We start from the raw sequence: 18,466 nt of genomic DNA, 5'->3' as shown, positions 1-18,466 counted from the left end.
ACCTAAATGGGATAATACCAAATATATCTTCTTTCATTCTCACAAACATTCAACATTTGATTGGTCGTTTCAAGGACAAAATTTCTTCCTTAATAGAGGATACTTGCTGTTCTTTTGAGATTTTAACTAACAAAAAGATACTCCTTTTAGACTTTATAACGTTAACTATAAGAAATAATAATTATAAAAAAAAGACTACAATATTAAAAATTTTTATGTCCTATGTTTTTAAGACTTTATATCACGTTTCCCAAATTATATGAACTAAAGATCCTCTTTCATTGCCGAAAACATTGCTTATGTTGACTAGTGGTTTCTCCCTTGTTTTTGGGTGTTGTATAAAGTTAAAAAAGTTGTTTAATTCTCTGCTTAGAAATATAGTAACCATCTATCTTATAACAGATAGATGGTTATTAAAATTGTTTTAAAAACTAACAGATTCTTTCATTCTACAATTATTAGGGTTAATAAAGTTATTTAAATTTCAGATGGCAAATAATAAATTATTGCCCACAAATAAAACTTAAGATCTTGTATCTATATATAGGATACCGCCACACATCCATCAACTTAAGAGTTTTATATCACCCCCAAAACAAAAAATTTACCATTTTACAGTTATTTATGAGAATTCGGCTCACTTTTTTTGGGATCAATTAATTTCTTAAGTTGATGGCGATAGGGCGAGACCCCTAATTTAAATAAGAAATTGGAATTAATTGAATAATTTCCTTTATTATCAAGAAATAAATGACAAAGCTTTTAAAATAAAAGAATATCAATTGTAAAATTCTTCAATTCTATCCAACCATTCATTTACTAGATTGTTAAAAAGTTGTGGTTGCTCTATTTGTAAATTATGACCAGCTGTATCCAATACGGCAAATGTTCCTCTCGGATATTTATGTAAAATGTTAAGTGCATCTTTATATCCAACAGAAGAGTCTTGTCTTCCTAAAAGAAATACACTTGGTTTATCAAAATTAGACTGATCGACTTTAAATGAAAACTCATATTTATTCCTTACTCTATTTAAAAACTTTTCATCTGCAATTTTACAACCTTCAACAATTTCATTTTTGTAACGCAACCAATTATACTCATCAAGTACAACTTGATTGCTTTTGAAATGTTCTAATTCCTCTTTCGATAAACTTTCAATAAATTTATCATCTGCTTTCAAGATTCTATGTTTCTCAACTGCTCTATTTTCGTTCAGAGGAATAATAACAGGACATATAAATGCCGCTCCGAGTATTCGCTCTTTTTGTTTTTCGATAAGTCCTCTAGCTATATAGCCACCGTAAGATTCACCAGCAATTATGTATTCTTGATCAGGGAGAACTGCTTGAATAAAATCTAAAACAGCATTCAACATTTCATCAGAGCAACTTATTTCGTCATAGTTTTTTGTTACTCCCATTCCAGGTAGATCAATATAAATACGTCGCCATCCCTCTCTCTTAGTAAATATAGGTTCCATACAACCACTCATTAACCGATGATCAGGTGTATAGCCATGTATCATTAAAATTGGTTTTCCTTCCCCTATATCTTCATAGTAAATGTCGGCTTGCCCAACCTTGCAATATGGCATATTGAATCCTTCTTTCTTGAAATTTTCAAATATTGGAGCGTTTATTGCCTCCAAATTTAAATATACAAAAAGATAATTGAAGATTCCAGTTATTTGGAACGGAATCCTTATTCCACAAAATTGCCCTTTAATAAATTAAACTGGTTAACGGGAGCTCACCCCATCGTTAGCAAGCTAACAAAATGAAATTCCCTTAAAATGAAAAAGATATGCCATCCTTTCCTATGATTCTACTGTACCTTTGAAATAAAGTTTAATTGTTTTGATCTGTTTTTATTTATGAACTATTAAAGCTTGCCTTCATTAAAATAAAATATTAGACTGAAAAATGCGAATAGAAATGAAATTACTTAATAAAAACTATTATTATCTATTTTTAAGCTTTCAATTTAATTATATTAAATTGAAGTGGTGAAATTAATATGAGTCAATGGATAATTAATGATGAAAGAAAAAAGAATAGTATCGGTTGCTTCTTAACATTCTTATTGAGTATAGGCATTGTTATTGCATCAATTATATACTCTGTTTATTGGGTGTTTTTTGAAGAAGTTGAGACACCCCTTTTAAAGGGTGCATCACCAAACCAATTAAATCAATTAGACATTAGAGAGATTGCACACGGGCATATTTGGGGTGATACAGAAGTGAAAATTTACTTTACGGAAAAAAGAAAGGTAGTAAAAACAGAAAAGGTAAGAATATCTAATTATTTAGAGTCTAATCATCCAAATCGCTATAAAATTTCATGGAAAGGTAATACTGAAGTTTCAATATTAATGAGATTTGAGTATGCAACTAAAACGTTAGAATATAATTTCGAAACTGGAAAAATAAGTGGACATGACGAAAGAGAGAATAATAGGTTTTTTTAAATTATTACAGTGGTTAATAACATCCTTAATTTTCTATTAAAAGATACGGGTTTTTTCACTAGAGAGATAAAAATTTTGTTTTGGGGATTCTTCAAAATATTAGCTTGATGAGCATGTGGTGGGATCCATTATGCACTTCTAAGCATACCGACTGTTATACGATTATATTTTTGACACGCTGAAATGAGCATTTTCTCTACTCGTTTATCAAATGCTAAATCCTTGCCTAATTCGAGCCAACGGAACCAATAGAGGTAAGTTGTCCAAATACTGAGTTCCCACACCTCGAAAACGCTCCAACCAACCTTTTAAGCGATTGTGGAAGTTATTAACGTGTTGTATATGGAATATCCCTTTCTTAACACTCAGTAAATGAACGTAGCAATTTCATAGAGATTCCCCTTTTTTATCATTTAGAGAATGGATTTGAAAAAAGAACACTTCAAAAAATTAAAAGAAGCATTGAAACCTGTGATGTATTAATTTTAGATGAATTAGGATATGTACCATTTCAAAAAGATGGTTCAGAATTATTGTTTCATATAATTGCAGACTGTTATGAACAAAAAAGTGTAATTGTGACCTCGAATTTAAAGTTCGGGCAGTGGAATAAAGTATTTGGTGACAATATATTAACAGCAGCCTTAGTAGACAGACTTGTCCATCACGCACACATATTAGCTTTTACTGGAGAAAGTTATCGTTTAAAGAACGCACTTTCTACTATTTAATAAAATTGAATATAAACGTTGGCAAGCCTGTGTATGTTTCTCTTCATTTGTCTGCACTTTGATATTGCAAAACACAAAACGGTACATCTTTTTTATAAACAGTACGACTTTATTTCAAATCTACAACAAATAAAAACTGTGTAGAAATAATAAAGTTTTTAAATAATATATTTAACTATATGAATATAGTAACACTAAAAGATATTGAAGATGTTTAAATTTATTAAACAAAAGCATCTTTTAGTTTAATAAGAAAATTAGTATATTTTTTGATTACATTTCTATGAAATCATACATTAAACATAATTCCAATCTTTTCCGATATCACAATCCCCATATGGATTTATTCCATTAAATGCTCCGACATACATAACTTTTCCACTGCGAATGACCCATTCCATACCATGTTCTTCTTCCCATGTGCAATTTAATTCTAAATCAATGACAGGTTCAGATTTATTTTTAGGATTCGGGATACATATAGTATTTGGTGTAATATAAAGTAGAACATCTGTCGGTTTAGAAAATTCTATAATATCTTCACCTATATCATCAAGAAATTCATTACAGTATCTAATAGATGCTTTACAAAGTTTATTTATCAGTTCCTCACTTAAAGCATTTAAGTATGTTATACATAGTTCTGCGTATTCAATATCTGCATTTTGGTCTATGTATACCAGAATATTTTGATCGAATAATTTGAAATAGGCCTCTCCTTCTAATTCGGAATATTCATTGGTTTTAAGGTTTTTAATAGCCACTTCCTTTAATACCTCCTTTAAATTGAATTTTTATATTATTTTACCACATAAGTAGTCCCTATTTTTTAAGGTTATTAACTATAACTACTCCTTCAGTCCAATAAGAAATAAACAACTTTATTATTTTTTTAAAGACTGTATTGTCATTTAACAATAACATCGTATCTTTTTTAGAAACATCGTGACTTTGTTCAAAACATCGCATCTTTTTTTTAAACGTAGTAACTTTATTTCAAATTTACAAGACCATGAATTAAGGTAACCAACAGTAAACTGATGATAGAGAATTGGAATTCTTTGATTGAAGAGACAAAAAATCGCATCTATTATTAGAAACTTCACGAATTTATTTAAAACTTTGCATCTTTCTTACAAACATCGTGACTTTATTTCAAATTCACAAGTGCCATACGATTTAAGAAATCCATAGAAGTGAAAAAGGCGAAAACGGAAGAATTGCGAGCGTCAGGACAAAATAAAAAAACATCTCTTTTTATCGAGATGTTTTTTCATAATACCTAAATCAATTCATCTGTTATATTATTTCGCTTCATCTTCAGAAATTAAAAAGCTTATATCATACTCTCCTAACTTTTCAAGTAATGAATCTGTATTGATTTTCAATAAATTCAAATGAATATAAAATGGTGTAAATCCAGAACGTTTATTAACTTGATACAGCCGTTGTCCTTTTGATGGTATAGAGGTGATATAGCGCTCTTCAACATCATCTTCCATCACAATTCCTAAATACCTTTGCCCTCCGATTGTATAAGGTAACAAACCGTATACATCCTCCAAAGCAATTTTCACAGGATATTTTGGGGTGTTAATAATTGTAATATATTCCGGCTCTAAAATGACGGCTGGATTTTTTGCAATAATTTTTTGAATAACTTTCCAAAGAGCAATTAGGACAACTAACGCAAAAACTCCAAATAAAAACCCAATTACAAAGTTAGGCTCCTCAGATAAAAATGCATACGTAGCAATAAAAAGAAACATCGCTTCAATTGCCAAAATCAAAAACAATAATCCGATTACTTTTACCTTTGATTCATAAATATAATATTTCCCCATTCGATTCTCCCCATTAATATAAATCCACTTTGATTTTTCAACTTGTTTGTTCGCTGCAATTTTTCTAAATCCAATATAACGATAAACTTCTTACACCAAAAACGCCTTTATTCATTCCCTTTCAAATTGAAAAATATCTTGATTGATCATTTGACGGAAGTATCTATCCATTTCTTCTGCTAAAACACTTTTTCTATTTTGTAACCACCATGAACTTAATGTTGTAATTACACCAGAATGGAATTCGATAATTAACTCAATTGGTACTGTATGATTTTTACAAAGTCGATTTAATTCTTGATTCTCCTGCTTTTTCATTTCACGAGTTTGATAATGCATAAAGCTAATAAATTGTTCATCATCCATTTGTGACTCTAATATTTTACCAATTTCTTTATGATGTAAAAATTGTTCCATCACTTGAAATGGTTTAGTTAATCGATCTAAAAGTGTTGTGGTAAAATTCCCCTCTAGATATTGCTTAAATCCAAAAACCAATAACGCGTTTTTATCTTCAAAATGTTTATAAAATGTTGTTCGATGCACCATCGCACGATCGCAGATTTGGTTAATGGTAATAGAACTATATTTCTGTTTTGATTGTGTCATTAATTCAAATAAAGACTCCCATAAAAATTTATGTGTACGTCTAATGCGTAAATCCAGCTGTTCCTCATTACTTTTCATCTACACTTCTCCTTTTCTGTAGATTAATTATACAACTTTCGAAATTTGACCCTCCCTTTTTAATCTACATATGTATATTATATTACACATACTCCTTAGTATAGAAACGTATTAAAAATAATCAATGCAGGAGGTGATCTAAGGAGAGTATGTTTCTGGGCTAGACGGATTAGGTAGTCAAATTTTGTTCTATTGTACTCTAATTAGACATGGAGGGTTTGTATGGAAAATACAGTTCTTTCAACTTCTGAAATTAAGGGTTTCAAAACTAAATCCGAAGAATTTGCTCCATTTTCTTGGTATAAAAAAATGCTGACGGAGCATCCGATTTACTATCATGCAGGTACGGACACTTGGAATGTTTTCAAATATGAAGACGTTAAGCGAGTTCTTACAGACTATGAACTATTTTCAAGTAAACGCCACCGTTCCATTTCCCAGATTGGGGCAGACACAGAGGAAGGCAGCGTCCCAGATCGCTTAAAGATTAATGAAACGGATCCACCAGAACATCGCAAGTCACGTTCTCTACTTTCAGCTGCTTTCACCCCTAGAAGTCTCAAAGTTTGGGAGCCGCGTATTGAACAGATTATTAACGATTTGATTGCCGAAATGGGGGATAAGTCGGAGATCGACATTGTCAAAGATTTTACAACCCCCCTTCCGATCATAGTAATGGCCGATTTGCTTGGGGTTCCGCATAAAGACAAACTACTGTTTAAGAAATGGGTCGATATCTTGTTCATGCCGTTCAATAGTGAAAATGCCGAAGAAGTGGCTCAACAAAAGGCGAAGGCAGCGATGGATTACTTTAATTATCTGTATCCAATCGTTGTGGAAAAAAGAAAGCAGCTTTCAGACGACATTCTTTCTGATTTAATTCAAGTTGAAAGCGAAGGAGAAAAGTTTACGGATGAAGAAGTTGTTCGTGTGACTATGTTTCTTCTTGCGGCGGGTGTTGAAACAACAAGTCTATTGTTGGCTAATTCATTCTACTCATTGCTATATGATGCTCCTAAACTTTACGAAGAATTAAGAAGCAATATAAACCTCGTACCTAATTTTGTTGAGGAGATGCTTCGTTACCGTTTCCACGTTATCGCATTGGACCGTGAAGTGAAAGTAGATAACAATGTTCTAGGCGTTGAGTTGAAGAAAGGTGATTTGGTGATCACTTGGAATAGCGCGGCAAACTTTGATGAGGATGTATTCGAAGATCCATTTACTGTGAATATTCACCGAAAAAATAACAACAGACATCAAACGTTTGGCAATGGGCCGCACTTCTGTCTCGGTGCGCCACTGGCGAGATTGGAAGCTAACAAAGCGTTCAAAATTTTTATGGAAACATTTTCTCGTATTGAATCGGTTCCAGGCTTCAATTTGGAGACAAGTTTACAGACCTCAGCTGCTGGCCGGGCCTTATCCAGCTTACCGCTGAAGGTTCACCGCTAAGCCAAGTTATCCGATAAATTTGGGTGTCCCAAAAGTCGTCAAAAATGACGGAGGGACGCCCTTTCTTCGTTTTGAAAATGATCCCTAATCTTCTATTTCAAATCCAAAAACATCTTGATTGATCATTTGATGAAAGTATCTATCCATTTCCTCTGCTGAAATACTTTTTCTATTTTGTAACCACCATGCAATTAACGTTGCAGTGACACCCGAATTGAAGTCGATAATTAACTCATTTGGTATCGTATGATTTTTACAAAGTCGATTTAGCTCTTGATTCTCCAGTTTCTTTGTTTCACGATTTTGATAATGTACACGGCTAAAAAAATTGCTGGATAAGCCGTTGTTTCCATTGTGAGGGTATCTTAATTAAATGGATTAACAGTATGAGATGCGGTAAATCAAACTTAGTATTTTATTTCACAAATAACATAATCAGATCCTACAAAGTGAATCCCATTTTGTTCTGGACATTCCCCGAACATGACGGGGGCCATATCCGCATTGCCCATTGCTTCTACTACTTTGCATCCCCAGTCCTGTTCAATTTTTTTACGAACCTCAGGTAACCCCCCGCCTGGTTCTCCACCAACCGAAATCAGTTTAATTCCTAACTCTGAAGGCTCCATATTGTAATGTTTTCTGGCAAATTCAACTAAATAGGTTGCATAGGAAGGGGTACAGAACAATGTGTCTGCTTTGAAATCGATGATACTTCTGATGACCCTGTCTGAAGCTCCTGTGCCAATCGGAATAAAAGTGGCACCTAATCTTTCAAGCCCATCCTTAAAAGAACTTCCAACGAAAAAGGAAAGACCCATTGCGAAAACCACTTTACTCTCTTTCGTAAGCCCATGTGTGGCTGCGACTCTTGCCAGAATCTCCGTCCATACATCGTAATCATGTTTGGTGATTCCGACATATGTAGGCCGTCCTGTTGTTCCGGAGGAGGAATGGACACGAATAATATCTTTCATTTCAGCTATGGCATGAGAACCTAACGGCGGCCTTGCTGCTTGACTAGCCCTGATCTCATCCTTATATGTAAAAGGAAGTTTTTCTAAATCACGAATACTCTTTATATCTTCTCTTTTGATTCCTAATTTTTTATACTTCTGCTTGTAGAACTCCGATTGTCCAAAAATGTAATTCATTTACTTTAAACACTTTTGAGACTGAATTTCTTCCAATGATTCCTTTGGCTCTTGAAATTTGACTTGTTCGTTTTGAGTAATCAAAAACCTTACCCCCTTACGTATTCGTGAATGGTTTTCCTATTATCCACTATAGCTATATCTTCATGAAGCGACTATATATTCTGAGTATTAAAAACATAAACACATTTGCACATATTTGCCTGAATCAAATGTGCAAATTAATTTCAACTGATATAAAAGACTTTTTTTATTTGAGTTTTCTAAAAGCAATTCGTTGATAAACTCACCTTTGACGCGTTGCTCAACTTCAATAACTGAACGCTCATGAAGAATTTGTATCGCACAAATGTTGGCGGTACCTTCCAATGTAATTATTTCCATCTCATCAAAATGACCTTGTTCCTTCACTAAAGATAGATAGCCACAAATTTCATTCTTCAATAAAATTGGAGCAATCAGCCGTTTATGGCGCCATCCAAAATCTTCTGAAATAGTAAGCTCGACGGTTCTCTTTTCCGTCATTAACTTTTGAATCAAGGGATCTCTTTTTCCATTCGATATTTGGATGTACCTCATCAGTTCATGTTCTCGATAATCACCAAACGATTCGATTCTATTAAAATTTTGATCGTCAAAGGCAACAGGTGTTTTTAGGCTTTCACCTAACTTTCTCACAATTTCTGCTAACCCTCCTCCTTGTATCAGGACATTCGACAGCTTCTCATTAATGTTTAGAGCCTTCTTTAAATCCTCTTTTTGTTTTTCAATACTCCGATAAGCCCTATCTAATTCTATTGATAGATTCTCTTCCTCATAAAGAGGCAGAATATCATTTATTTCAGTACCCCAGTCTTCAATTGGTTTTCCAATATATCTACAATAAGGGTCCCCTTTACCAACACACTCAACTTCTTTAAAAACAACCCTCCGTCCTAAATAGTAACTTCCATAGCCCCCAGCATATCCTATCAGCGTGGAGCATACGGGCTCATGGTGGTGACCAAAATGTTTAATATGCTGTTCTGCTTCATAGGAATGATACCAATATCCTTCTGAATAGAATTCACCCTTCTCTTTGTTAGCTCGAAGTTCTATTGAATCAACTAGAACAGTTCCCTCAATGGAGTGAATCTTTGGGGCAGCAAGGAGCCATTCCAGTTCCTCTTCCCATGGAAGCATTTCTTTTATATATTTTGCATCATTTACGCCACAATTCCACCCATATCGAAGCAAAAAACCCTTTGCCCGTTCATGACCCAAAACAGAAATAAGGTCTTTTCGTAAGGTTCCATATGAATCTGCTCCCGTAAAAATAGTTCTACGATCCTTGAAAAATACCTTTCCTTCATCCTTTTGGAAAAGCAATGAATCTGCGACCAAATCTGCTACCGATAAATCCTTTGCTTGCATAGTTCCAACTCAATTATGATTGGATATATTTACGTTAGATTCTAGCTTGCTTTTATTAATAGTTTACAGATTATTTAGAATTTTCTTCAATACAATTATAATAGTTAATCGTATCAAATCTATCCAATCTATTAATTCAAATAAAAATGGATGAAACCATTACGATTTCACCCTTAAATAACGCCTATATTTCCCTGAAATGGATTTTTCATCAATATCTCATCCAAGACAGCCATGGCCTCAAAATAAGAAATGTTTTTTTCCAATATGTTGATTAACAAAAACATCCGCTTTTTACTTCAACAAATTTAACAGTATTTCCAACAGAAGTCCCCTTCTTCAAACAACTCGTAAGAGTGTTAAGGAGGGGTCATTCACTTATATTAGTACTTTGTTGATAATGCTGGTGGACCAGAACGTGGTCCAAATGGGCCTTCGTCAAGCCATTTTCCTAATTTTGGAATATAAGGTGCTAAGAAAGCGCTGATTTCCCGTTTTAATTTAATCTCTTCATTCGTACCTTGAATATGTTCAAGAGCTAAGTTTGAACACTCACGATTATATAGACCAGCGTTTAAACGCTCATTTGCTGCAGTTTTAATGACCGAACGAGCTTCCTCAATTGTATCAGCCTTTAATGCTGATACAATACCTTTCACACCAACTATTGCATCCGGTACCCCTGAATTTAATCCGCGCGCACCGAAAGGAGCGAATAAATGGGCAGCTTCACCAGCTAAAATAATGCGACGATTTTCATCAGTGTAGGTTTCTGCAACAACTTGATAGAAGGTATAGGTTGATATCCATGTAATACGTTCTGTATACTTTGGATCCAGTACTTTTGGAAGCCATTCGCGTACACCCTCTTCTGAACCGTAATATGCCCTATCATCTTCATCAAATAACTGTAAATCGATTCGCCATCCCCCAGCAAACGGGACATACATCACATTGCGTCCCCCAGCATCAGGATGTTGATAATGGAAAGTACGTTCTATTGGAAGTGGATTTTCTTCATCCTCTTTTACATCAACTACCACAAACGCATCACTCGTACGCGGCCCTTCGAATTTGATTCCGACTGACTTTCTTACTGCAGAATGTGCACCATCTGCTGCGAGAACATATTTTGCTTTCCAAACATCTTTTTCAGTTTCAATCGTAACGCCATCATTTGAAGTGACTACATCTTTCACTGGTTCTCCCCATATAAATTCAATATTGGCAGCTTGACAGGCTTTAAACAACGCTTTTTCAATTTCGTGCTGATGTAAACTTGCGAACGCTGGAATTGTGTTTGGAGCCGGTGGCTCATACACACGTTTGTAAACCGATTCTCCCCGATAGTATGTTTTCTTTACTGGCCAAACAATACCAATATCCGCTAATTCGAAACCTAAGCCTGAGGATATACTTTCTAATAGTTTTAAAGTCTCTCTATGAAGATAAATGGCGCGACTGCCTGCACGCTCGCGTCCTTCTGGTTCGGCTTCAATAATGGTTGCCCGAATACCTTGATTATGTAATGCAAGGGCAGCAGTCATACCAACTGGACCTGCACCAACCACCAATACTTCACGTATGTTTGCCATTTTAATCTACTCCTCTAATAGTCTCTTTTTCACATGTTCTGGAATGGCGACTGCCTTCGTACGCTCTTCTGCTGTTGAAGCCCAAGCCCGGACTTCATAGCCTTCCGCTACAAGTTGACCTTCACAATAAAAATGATGTGATAATTTAAATACTTTTTCTTTTAGAAATTCAATTTTCGAACGTACTATCAGTTCTGTATTGTATAGAACTGGTTGTTTAAAATTACAATGTGTTTCAATCAAAGGTAAAACAATATTCTCTTTAAATAAAGTATCCGTCGGATGTCCTATTGAGGAGAAAATTTCATGTGTTGCTTCATCCATCCATTTATAATAATTCGGATAAAATACTATTCCCGCAGCGTCTGTGTCTCCCCAATGCACTTTTACTTTGTAATCCATTTATTTATCTCCTTCTTTTCCAGTAACCCCAGCAGTTGATTTTAAAACTTTTACACTAAAATAACAGGTTCAAATTCTCCCGTTACTTCTTGATAGCCATTGTTACTCTCAAATGGTTTTTCTTGTTCAAGATCGAATTTTTCCATGATTGGTAAATCATTTACAGAGAAGAAGAAAGTATCCTCTAATGCCACATGCTCGTGTACAGCCCAGTTCGGAATGATAAAATAATCCCCTTTTGCCCAATCAAATCGAACACCATTAATAATGCTGTAACCAGAACCTTTAAATACTTGATAAATCGCTGAATGTGTATGACGGTGAGCCTTTGAGTGGAACCCTTTTGGAAGCTTTTGCATCCAAGCTCCAATGTTTGGATTGGCTGTTTCACCGTTTGATGGATTAATATATTCCACCGCATATCCATCATATGGATCTGGCTCAAAGCGAGATAATCCTTCAATTGCTTGTAATGTTTTATTCCATTTATAATTGCCCAGTGGTGCTACCTTAGAATTGCGGTCAGAAATCGGTCGAACCATACCACCCTCATAGCGCTGTGCTGTATAATTATCAGGAACTTTCGGCTGTTCAATTCTTTCAGGATATGGCTCAAAGAAAGTTCCGCCCATCATATAGATTGTTGGGATATCAAGAACATCCATCCAAATCATAGGCTCTGTGCCCTCATGGCCATGTCCATGCCATAGATTCTTGGGAGTGATGACAAAATCCCCTTCTTCCATAAAAATTCGTTCGCCTTCTACAATAGAGTAAGCGCCTTCACCTTTTGTAATAAAACGTAATGCATTTTGCGTATGACGATGCGACGGAGCTACTTCGCCCGGCTGGAGAAGTTGTACTGCAGCATAAAGGGTTTGTGATGTCGAAGCCCATCCCCATGGCTGACGATAGTCCAAACCTGGATTTTGCAAATAAATAGCTCTTCGTTCACCGCCGCGATCTGGCGTAAAGATTTGCGCCGCTTCCATTAATTTCTTCTCAAGCAGCTCCCATTTCCAAAGGTATGCTTGTGCATGCGGCTCAGGCTGGTGATGCATTAAGGCCGGAATCGCCTCCCAAAGCGGTCCGAGATTGTATTGCCGAATATCTTTTGTAAAGTCTTGGACAATTTTACTTTTGAAAAACTCATTTTTCTCTGCCATTCTATATCCCCCCCGAATATTACTGATTGACTTTGGATAAATTACGCTCAATTTGGCCAAAATGCTTACTTGTGTGTTCTACGAGTAAATGATCGACGATAAAGGAAATCGGTTTTGTTCCAAAGCGAGGATTTCGGCTTGGTGCTTCAAGCGATAATTTCTCCTCATCTAATTTTCCTAACGTCTGCTCAACACGATACTTAAGTTCCTCAAGTTGTTTCAAAACATCCGATACTGAAGTGCTATCAACCTTATCTTTATTTACTGCCTCCAAACGATCTTCTTGCTGTAGACCGCGTCCCCATTCCTTACCAGGAGTCTCTAAAAGAAGTTCAATTTCATCCAGCCAATAAGGGACAGCTTCCACAAGATGGCAAAGAATTTGCATAATGGACCATTCTTCTTCTGTAGGATTCCAGCGAATGACTTCTTCTGAAAGTCTTTTCGCTTTCAGAAGAATTTGATCCAATGACTGCTTAACAGTTTCAATAGAGTCATTTATCGTTAAACTCGTCATGATTATTTCACCTCTGCTGGTTCTTTAACAGTTGTAACCTTATTTTCCAATACGCCAATTTGATCAATTTCAATTCTTACGATATCTCCATCCTTTAAGAAAACCTGCGGATTACGGGCAACACCGACTCCTCCTGGTGTTCCTGTTAAAATTACATCTCCCGGCTCAAGCGTCATCAAGTTGGATAAAAATTCAATTAAATACTGAACAGAGAATACTAGATTAGCTGTATTGGACCGTTGGCGTTCTTCACCATTAACGGTTAGTACTACTTCTAAACCAGATGGATTTGTAAGTTCATCTGAAGTAATCAGCCATGGCCCCATCGGTGCACTGCCTTCAACCGTTTTCCCTTGAAGCCATTGAAGTGTGCGGCGCTGCAAGTCGCGGTATGTCACGTCATTCACGATGGTATAACCGGCCACATAATCAAGCGCTTCGGCTTGTGACACATTTCTTGCACGTTTCCCAATTACAAAAGCAAACTCTGCTTCATAATCAAGCTGTTCTGAAATTGGAAAGAATGGAATATCATCCTGTGGTCCAACGACAGTATTCGCAAACTTAGCGAATACAACCGGATATGGCGGAAGTTCACGCTTCATTTCCAAAATATGTTCACGATAGTTATGACCGACACAAATCATTTTTCCTGGTGCTGGAACCGGAGCTTCAACTTTTACTTCACTTAAATCGTATATAAGTCTATAACCATTTACTGTTTTATTTTCTAAAGCAAATTCAATTGCTTTTTTAGCAAGTTTAGCGCTTTCATTTCCACCTTGTAAAAACCCTGTCATATCTGCTGGAACATATGCATCTGTAATTTGTTGGGCACGAATTTTTCCTTCTGATGTTAGTAAAGACTTATATGCAATATGAAGATCGATAACTTGATCATTAAGAATAGCCCCGGTACGATGTGAAATTCCTTCACGGCTAAATGTAATTAATTTCATGAGTGTTCCTCCAGGTAAATTTATTTTTTAGTGTTATAAAAGTTTCAATTATCCTAAGCTATAATTTAATGAAAGAATCTTTTACTCTACTAAAATGGATTTATTTTTCTAAATATAAACTTGAATATAATACAATTCCTTCAGTGGAAAATGTCTCCTTAATGTACTTTGGTATGTACCCCCTATTTTGCAGTACGATTGTCGATAACACGACGAGCCTTCATCGTGAAACGTGTTAAGGAATTGTCTTCCATTCGCTCAACATCAATTCTGAGACCCACACGTTTTCTTAACGATTGCGCTAAAGCCGGAACAACTTTTTCAGGGCCTTCAATTTGAATTTTTACTTGATTCATTTCCTGTTCTGTATAATAAATAATTCGGAATTCCTTAATGGAGTCGAATTCACGAACAATTGCTTCAAGAGATGAAGGGTAAATATTAACTCCACGTATGACAACCATATCATCTGTACGCCCTAACAAACCGCCTGGTAAAAATAAAAATGGATTTCCACATGTACAAGCATCCGGTTTATATACAACAGCATCCCCAGTACGATAGCGAATCATCGGATAACCGAAACGTCCAAGATTTGTTAATACGAGCTCTCCACGTTCACCAGGTGCCACATGGTCTAAGGTATCTGGATTTATAACTTCAGCAATGAATTGTGTTTCATTCACATGTAATCCACTTTGTTTTTTGCAAGAATAGCCGTATGCACCCATTTCAGTCATTCCAACATGATCAAATAGCTTAGCTCCCCATAATCGTTCAATTTGAGAACGTGTAGAAGGAACCGATCCTCCTGGTTCTCCAGCTGTAACGATTTTTTCAATAGTTGAGTCTTTAATATTTAGCCCCAACTTTTCGGCCACCTCTGCTAAATGAAGTGCATAGCTTGGTGTGCAAAAAAGAACTGTTGCTTTGTTTTGAAGTATACTGTTTAAACGTTCCTCCGAAGACATGCTCCCACCTGGAATGGCCATGCTGCCGAGTTTTTGAACAGCTTCATGTGCTGCCCAAAACCCGATAAAAGGTCCAAATGAAAATGCTAAATATGCACGATCATTATTCGTTACACCTGCAGATTTTAAAACTACCAACCAACAATCTGACCACCAATTCCAACTTTCCGTCGTGTCGAGTACCTTTAAAGGTCGTCCTGTCGTTCCTGATGTCTGGTGATAGCGAATATAGCTATCTTCTGGATATGAATGATTTCGACCGTATGGAGGATTTATGGTTTGATCTTCAGCTAATTCGCTTTTCGTTGTAAATGGTAGATGACTTAAATCTTTCAGTGAAGTAATAGGTAAGTTTATACCTTTAAGTTTTTCCTTATAAAACTCATTAAAGCCTTTAACAAAAACTAATAGCTCATTTAACTTTTGCATTTGGTAAGATTTAAGATCAACTTTTGTCTCGTAGACTTGATGATCCACTAAATATCCACCTCACTTTTATTTTATTGAAATTTACAAAAATTCAATAAACCTTGTAAAAATAATAAAACAAGATTAACACTATGAAAATGCTTTTATACCGCTATGTGGAACAAGGAGAACAATTTTTTTTATAAATTGTGAAGGTTTACTTATGGTTGAAGTAGTATTCATATATAAAAGAAAACTTTTGTTCTTTGGAGTTATGGTTTATTTATAGGGGGAATATTTATTTATGTCTCGCACGACAAACAGCTCATTAACAAATGCACTTCGCATTTTAAAGAACTTTTCTATTGACCATCCAGAATTCACATTATACGAAATTGCAGATCATATTGGTGTTTCCAAAAGTACGGCTTGTAGACTTCTTCAAACATTAGAAAGCGAAGGATTTATTTATCGAAATATAAAGTTTAATTCGTATCGTTTAGGATCTTCCATACTCGCACTATCGAATACTGTTATCGATCAAATAGCCAACTTAAAGGAAACTACACATTTTTTAAAACAATTAACTATACAAACAGGTGAATCCTCACACATTGCTATTTTAGAAAACACTAATGTCATATATTTAAAAAAAGAAGATAGCCAGCACCGCGTTCAATTACTGTCACATATTGGACGCCGTAACCCTGCACACTGTACGGCGTCTGGTCAAGCCATTTTAGCATTTATTAATCCTCTAACGATTGAAAAACTATTCGAACATGGTTTAGAACAAACGACCCAATATTCAATTGTAAGTTTACCTATGTTAAAAGAAAAATTAGCGACTATTCGAAAGCAAGGCTATTCTATTAGTAAAGGTGAATTCATTGAAAATATCGTGTCAGTCGGAGCTCCCATTTACAATAAAAAGAATCAAGCATTCGCTGCAATTAGTGTTGCTGGTCCAAAGAAACGAATCCTACCAAACTTACAAAAGATCGTCGAAAACGTACTCTTCACAAGTGAAAATATTACAAAATACGTTCAAGCCCACATAAAGGATGTTGACATTGAAACATTTATTCAATGAAAAATATTTAGTTGCCTCTGTAAAAAATGCCATGCGCATTTTAAGACTTTTTACACCGAAGCAAAATGAATTAGGAATAACAGAAATGGCGAAAAAGCTTGATTTATCTAAAAGCACAGTGCATCGTTATGTGAAAGAACTAGTACAAGAAGGATTTTTAGTCCAAAATAAATCAAATGGTTATTATCGCCTTGGCCTATCAAATTTAGCGTTAGGCGGTATTGTCCAATTGAACAAAGAAATGTACACAGATACGCTACCAATACTTACCAAACTTGCAAATCGTTTTCAGTTACTAGCACATATTTGCGTAGTGGAACACAATCGTGTTGTCTACTTAATACGTGAAATGGGCAATCAACCCGTGAAATTAATTACGAAAAGCGGGCGGCACAACGACATACACTGTACAGCAGAAGGACTCGTAATTTTAGCGTTCAAAAGTAAAGACATTATAAACAATGTCCTCACACAGGATTTAAAAAAGTACACAAAATACACAGATACTGACCCGGTGCTTTTGAAACAAAAAATTTTAAAAATCCGCTCCAATCAATACGCTGTCACAAAGGATATGTATGCAATCGGGTTTATCAGTTTAGCTGTGCCAATTCGAGATTATACAGGTGAGGTCGTTTCTTCTCTCGCCCTTATTGGAGAATCAAAAAATGTTATGACAAATGAATACGACGAAATAATTAAAGAGTTACAAAGGAGTGCTAAAAAAATCTCAGAGCAGTTGGGATACTATGACCAATTATAGTACCCCTCTCCCCGTTTGTTTAAGTGTATTCCTTCACTTCTTGCATTCTTTAAACAATCAATCTGTTCAATAAACGAATATCATTAGTCATACCCTCATAAGGTGCCTGAAATATGACTTTTTCATTATTGACTCTCTCATTTTTGAAATATGTGATATCAGCAAACTCAGGAACAACATGCTTTGGATAGGTTTCATATTTTATGCGAGACTCTTCCATTCAGTACATATCTTCACAATCTTGCTTTTTTTATAATCCAGATACCTCAACATGTTCCATAAACCAAAAGACTATTCTTGCAAAGATAGCCTTTTGATTTATTTTTAGTAGATTGACTTCCATGGATAAATACAAATAAAGCGTTCCGATTAAAAAGTTATTTTTCCTGAACGGATATCATTGGTCATACCCTCATAAGGAGCTTGGGATATAACTTTTTCGTTATTGACACCCCATCGCCATCAAGCTAAGGAATTTTTGTTCCAAAAAAGAAAAAAATGAGCTGTAGTCTCATAAATAACTGTAGAGATATAAAATTTTCGTTTTGGGGATACTTCAAAATCTTAGGTTGATGGGCATGTATGGTGACCCCTATTTAAATACTATCCAGATCCAGATGGATCTGTGGAAGGTGGATTTGTAACGAAAATTTCTCCTTTGTTTCCAAATGAGGGCATTAATTTAGGTAACTGTATACATGAGTTGCCTCTGGATGATAGTTTTTCCCATATGCCTGGATGGAGCTGGATACATACTCCAGGGCATACTCCTGGACACATATCTTTGTTTCGAAATATGGATGATTTTTTAATCGTTGGAGATGCTTTTGTTACCG

General features: G+C 35.3%; 17 protein-coding genes and 4 pseudogenes. 6 read left to right on the top strand and 15 right to left on the bottom strand.

Translation table 11 applies throughout. The features are described 5' to 3' along the window. Nucleotides 1-778 precede the first annotated feature (778 nt). Nucleotides 779-1,597: an alpha/beta fold hydrolase gene (locus CN288_RS27420; RefSeq protein ID WP_098303597.1), complete on the bottom strand. Its 819-nt coding sequence runs from the start codon at nt 1,595-1,597 to the stop codon at nt 779-781. 422 nt (nt 1,598-2,019) lie between these two features. Here CN288_RS27420 and CN288_RS27415 point away from each other — a divergent pair, with 422 nt between their 5' ends. Then, nucleotides 2,020-2,472 (top strand): hypothetical protein, encoded by a 453-nt coding sequence (locus CN288_RS27415; RefSeq protein ID WP_098303596.1) that lies wholly within the window; start codon nt 2,020-2,022, stop codon nt 2,470-2,472. Between the two features lie 128 nt (nt 2,473-2,600). On the opposite strand, the pseudogene CN288_RS27410 reads toward CN288_RS27415, so the two are convergent. Continuing rightward, nucleotides 2,601-2,829, bottom strand: a pseudogene (locus tag CN288_RS27410) (IS1595 family transposase); the annotation flags it as partial. A gap of 32 nt (nt 2,830-2,861) precedes the next feature. Here CN288_RS27410 and CN288_RS27405 point away from each other — a divergent pair. Further along, on the top strand, nt 2,862-3,203 hold the full coding sequence (locus CN288_RS27405) for an ATP-binding protein (protein WP_255260069.1): 342 nt from the start codon (nt 2,862-2,864) through the stop codon (nt 3,201-3,203). 296 nt (nt 3,204-3,499) lie between these two features. Here CN288_RS27405 and CN288_RS27400 read toward each other — a convergent pair whose 3' ends face one another. The 3 genes from CN288_RS27400 to CN288_RS27390 form a co-directional block, all read right to left on the bottom strand. Next, nucleotides 3,500-3,967 (bottom strand): DUF6985 domain-containing protein, encoded by a 468-nt coding sequence (locus CN288_RS27400; protein WP_098303595.1) that lies wholly within the window; start codon nt 3,965-3,967, stop codon nt 3,500-3,502. A 540-nt stretch (nt 3,968-4,507) separates the two neighbouring features. After that, complete coding sequence (locus CN288_RS27395) at nt 4,508-5,047, bottom strand: STM3941 family protein (RefSeq protein ID WP_090692020.1); 540 nt, start codon at nt 5,045-5,047, stop codon at nt 4,508-4,510. A gap of 111 nt (nt 5,048-5,158) precedes the next feature. Further along, a complete protein-coding gene (locus CN288_RS27390; protein WP_098303594.1) occupies nt 5,159-5,734 on the bottom strand; it encodes a TetR/AcrR family transcriptional regulator in 576 nt (191 codons plus the stop codon). A gap of 222 nt (nt 5,735-5,956) precedes the next feature. Between CN288_RS27390 and CN288_RS27385 the strand changes: the two genes are divergently transcribed. Next, a complete protein-coding gene (locus CN288_RS27385; RefSeq protein WP_026591517.1) occupies nt 5,957-7,189 on the top strand; it encodes a cytochrome P450 in 1,233 nt (410 codons plus the stop codon). An 84-nt stretch (nt 7,190-7,273) separates the two neighbouring features. Here CN288_RS27385 and CN288_RS29950 read toward each other — a convergent pair. From CN288_RS29950 to CN288_RS27340, 9 genes and pseudogenes are all read right to left on the bottom strand, one after another. After that, nucleotides 7,274-7,516, bottom strand: a pseudogene (locus CN288_RS29950) (TetR/AcrR family transcriptional regulator); the annotation flags it as partial. An 80-nt stretch (nt 7,517-7,596) separates the two neighbouring features. Continuing rightward, the gene (locus CN288_RS27375; protein WP_098303593.1) at nt 7,597-8,343 is read right to left on the bottom strand and encodes a phenylacetate--CoA ligase family protein; all 747 of its coding nucleotides are present in this window, start codon (nt 8,341-8,343) and stop codon (nt 7,597-7,599) included. Between the two features lie 171 nt (nt 8,344-8,514). Further along, entirely contained in the window at nt 8,515-9,756 is a 1,242-nt protein-coding gene (locus CN288_RS27370; protein ID WP_098303592.1) for a XylR N-terminal domain-containing protein, read from the bottom strand. Nucleotides 9,757-10,139: 383 nt separating this feature from the next. Then, the gene (locus tag CN288_RS27365) at nt 10,140-11,351 is read right to left on the bottom strand and encodes an FAD-dependent monooxygenase (RefSeq protein ID WP_098303591.1); all 1,212 of its coding nucleotides are present in this window, start codon (nt 11,349-11,351) and stop codon (nt 10,140-10,142) included. A gap of 6 nt (nt 11,352-11,357) precedes the next feature. Further along, entirely contained in the window at nt 11,358-11,753 is a 396-nt protein-coding gene (locus tag CN288_RS27360) for an acyl-CoA thioesterase (RefSeq protein WP_026591520.1), read from the bottom strand. A 50-nt stretch (nt 11,754-11,803) separates the two neighbouring features. Continuing rightward, complete coding sequence (locus CN288_RS27355) at nt 11,804-12,919, bottom strand: cupin domain-containing protein (protein ID WP_098303590.1); 1,116 nt, start codon at nt 12,917-12,919, stop codon at nt 11,804-11,806. Nucleotides 12,920-12,938: 19 nt separating this feature from the next. Then, entirely contained in the window at nt 12,939-13,436 is a 498-nt protein-coding gene (locus tag CN288_RS27350) for a DinB family protein (RefSeq protein ID WP_090691991.1), read from the bottom strand. A gap of 2 nt (nt 13,437-13,438) precedes the next feature. Then, complete coding sequence (locus CN288_RS27345) at nt 13,439-14,395, bottom strand: fumarylacetoacetate hydrolase family protein (protein WP_090691986.1); 957 nt, start codon at nt 14,393-14,395, stop codon at nt 13,439-13,441. Nucleotides 14,396-14,577: 182 nt separating this feature from the next. Further along, on the bottom strand, nt 14,578-15,843 hold the full coding sequence (locus tag CN288_RS27340; protein WP_090691982.1) for a phenylacetate--CoA ligase family protein: 1,266 nt from the start codon (nt 15,841-15,843) through the stop codon (nt 14,578-14,580). Between the two features lie 235 nt (nt 15,844-16,078). On the opposite strand from CN288_RS27340, the gene CN288_RS27335 reads away from it, so the two are divergent. Continuing rightward, nucleotides 16,079-16,867, top strand: a complete 789-nt coding sequence (locus CN288_RS27335; protein ID WP_098303589.1) for an IclR family transcriptional regulator — start codon at nt 16,079-16,081, stop codon at nt 16,865-16,867. Next, nucleotides 16,848-17,630 (top strand): IclR family transcriptional regulator, encoded by a 783-nt coding sequence (locus CN288_RS27330; RefSeq protein WP_176527760.1) that lies wholly within the window; start codon nt 16,848-16,850, stop codon nt 17,628-17,630. The genes CN288_RS27335 and CN288_RS27330 overlap by 20 nt, the downstream gene beginning before the upstream one ends. 49 nt (nt 17,631-17,679) lie before the next feature. On the opposite strand, the pseudogene CN288_RS27325 reads toward CN288_RS27330, so the two are convergent. Next, nucleotides 17,680-17,850: pseudogene (locus CN288_RS27325) on the bottom strand (phenolic acid decarboxylase); the annotation flags it as partial. Between the two features lie 384 nt (nt 17,851-18,234). On the opposite strand from CN288_RS27325, the pseudogene CN288_RS27320 reads away from it, so the two are divergent. After that, nucleotides 18,235-18,466: pseudogene (locus CN288_RS27320) on the top strand (MBL fold metallo-hydrolase); the annotation flags it as partial.

This window comes from Bacillus sp. AFS023182, assembly GCF_002560575.1.
GTDB classification, from domain to species: Bacteria; Bacillota; Bacilli; order Bacillales; family Bacillaceae_G; genus Bacillus_A; species Bacillus_A arachidis.
This window is presented reverse-complemented; position numbering and strand designations above follow the sequence as displayed.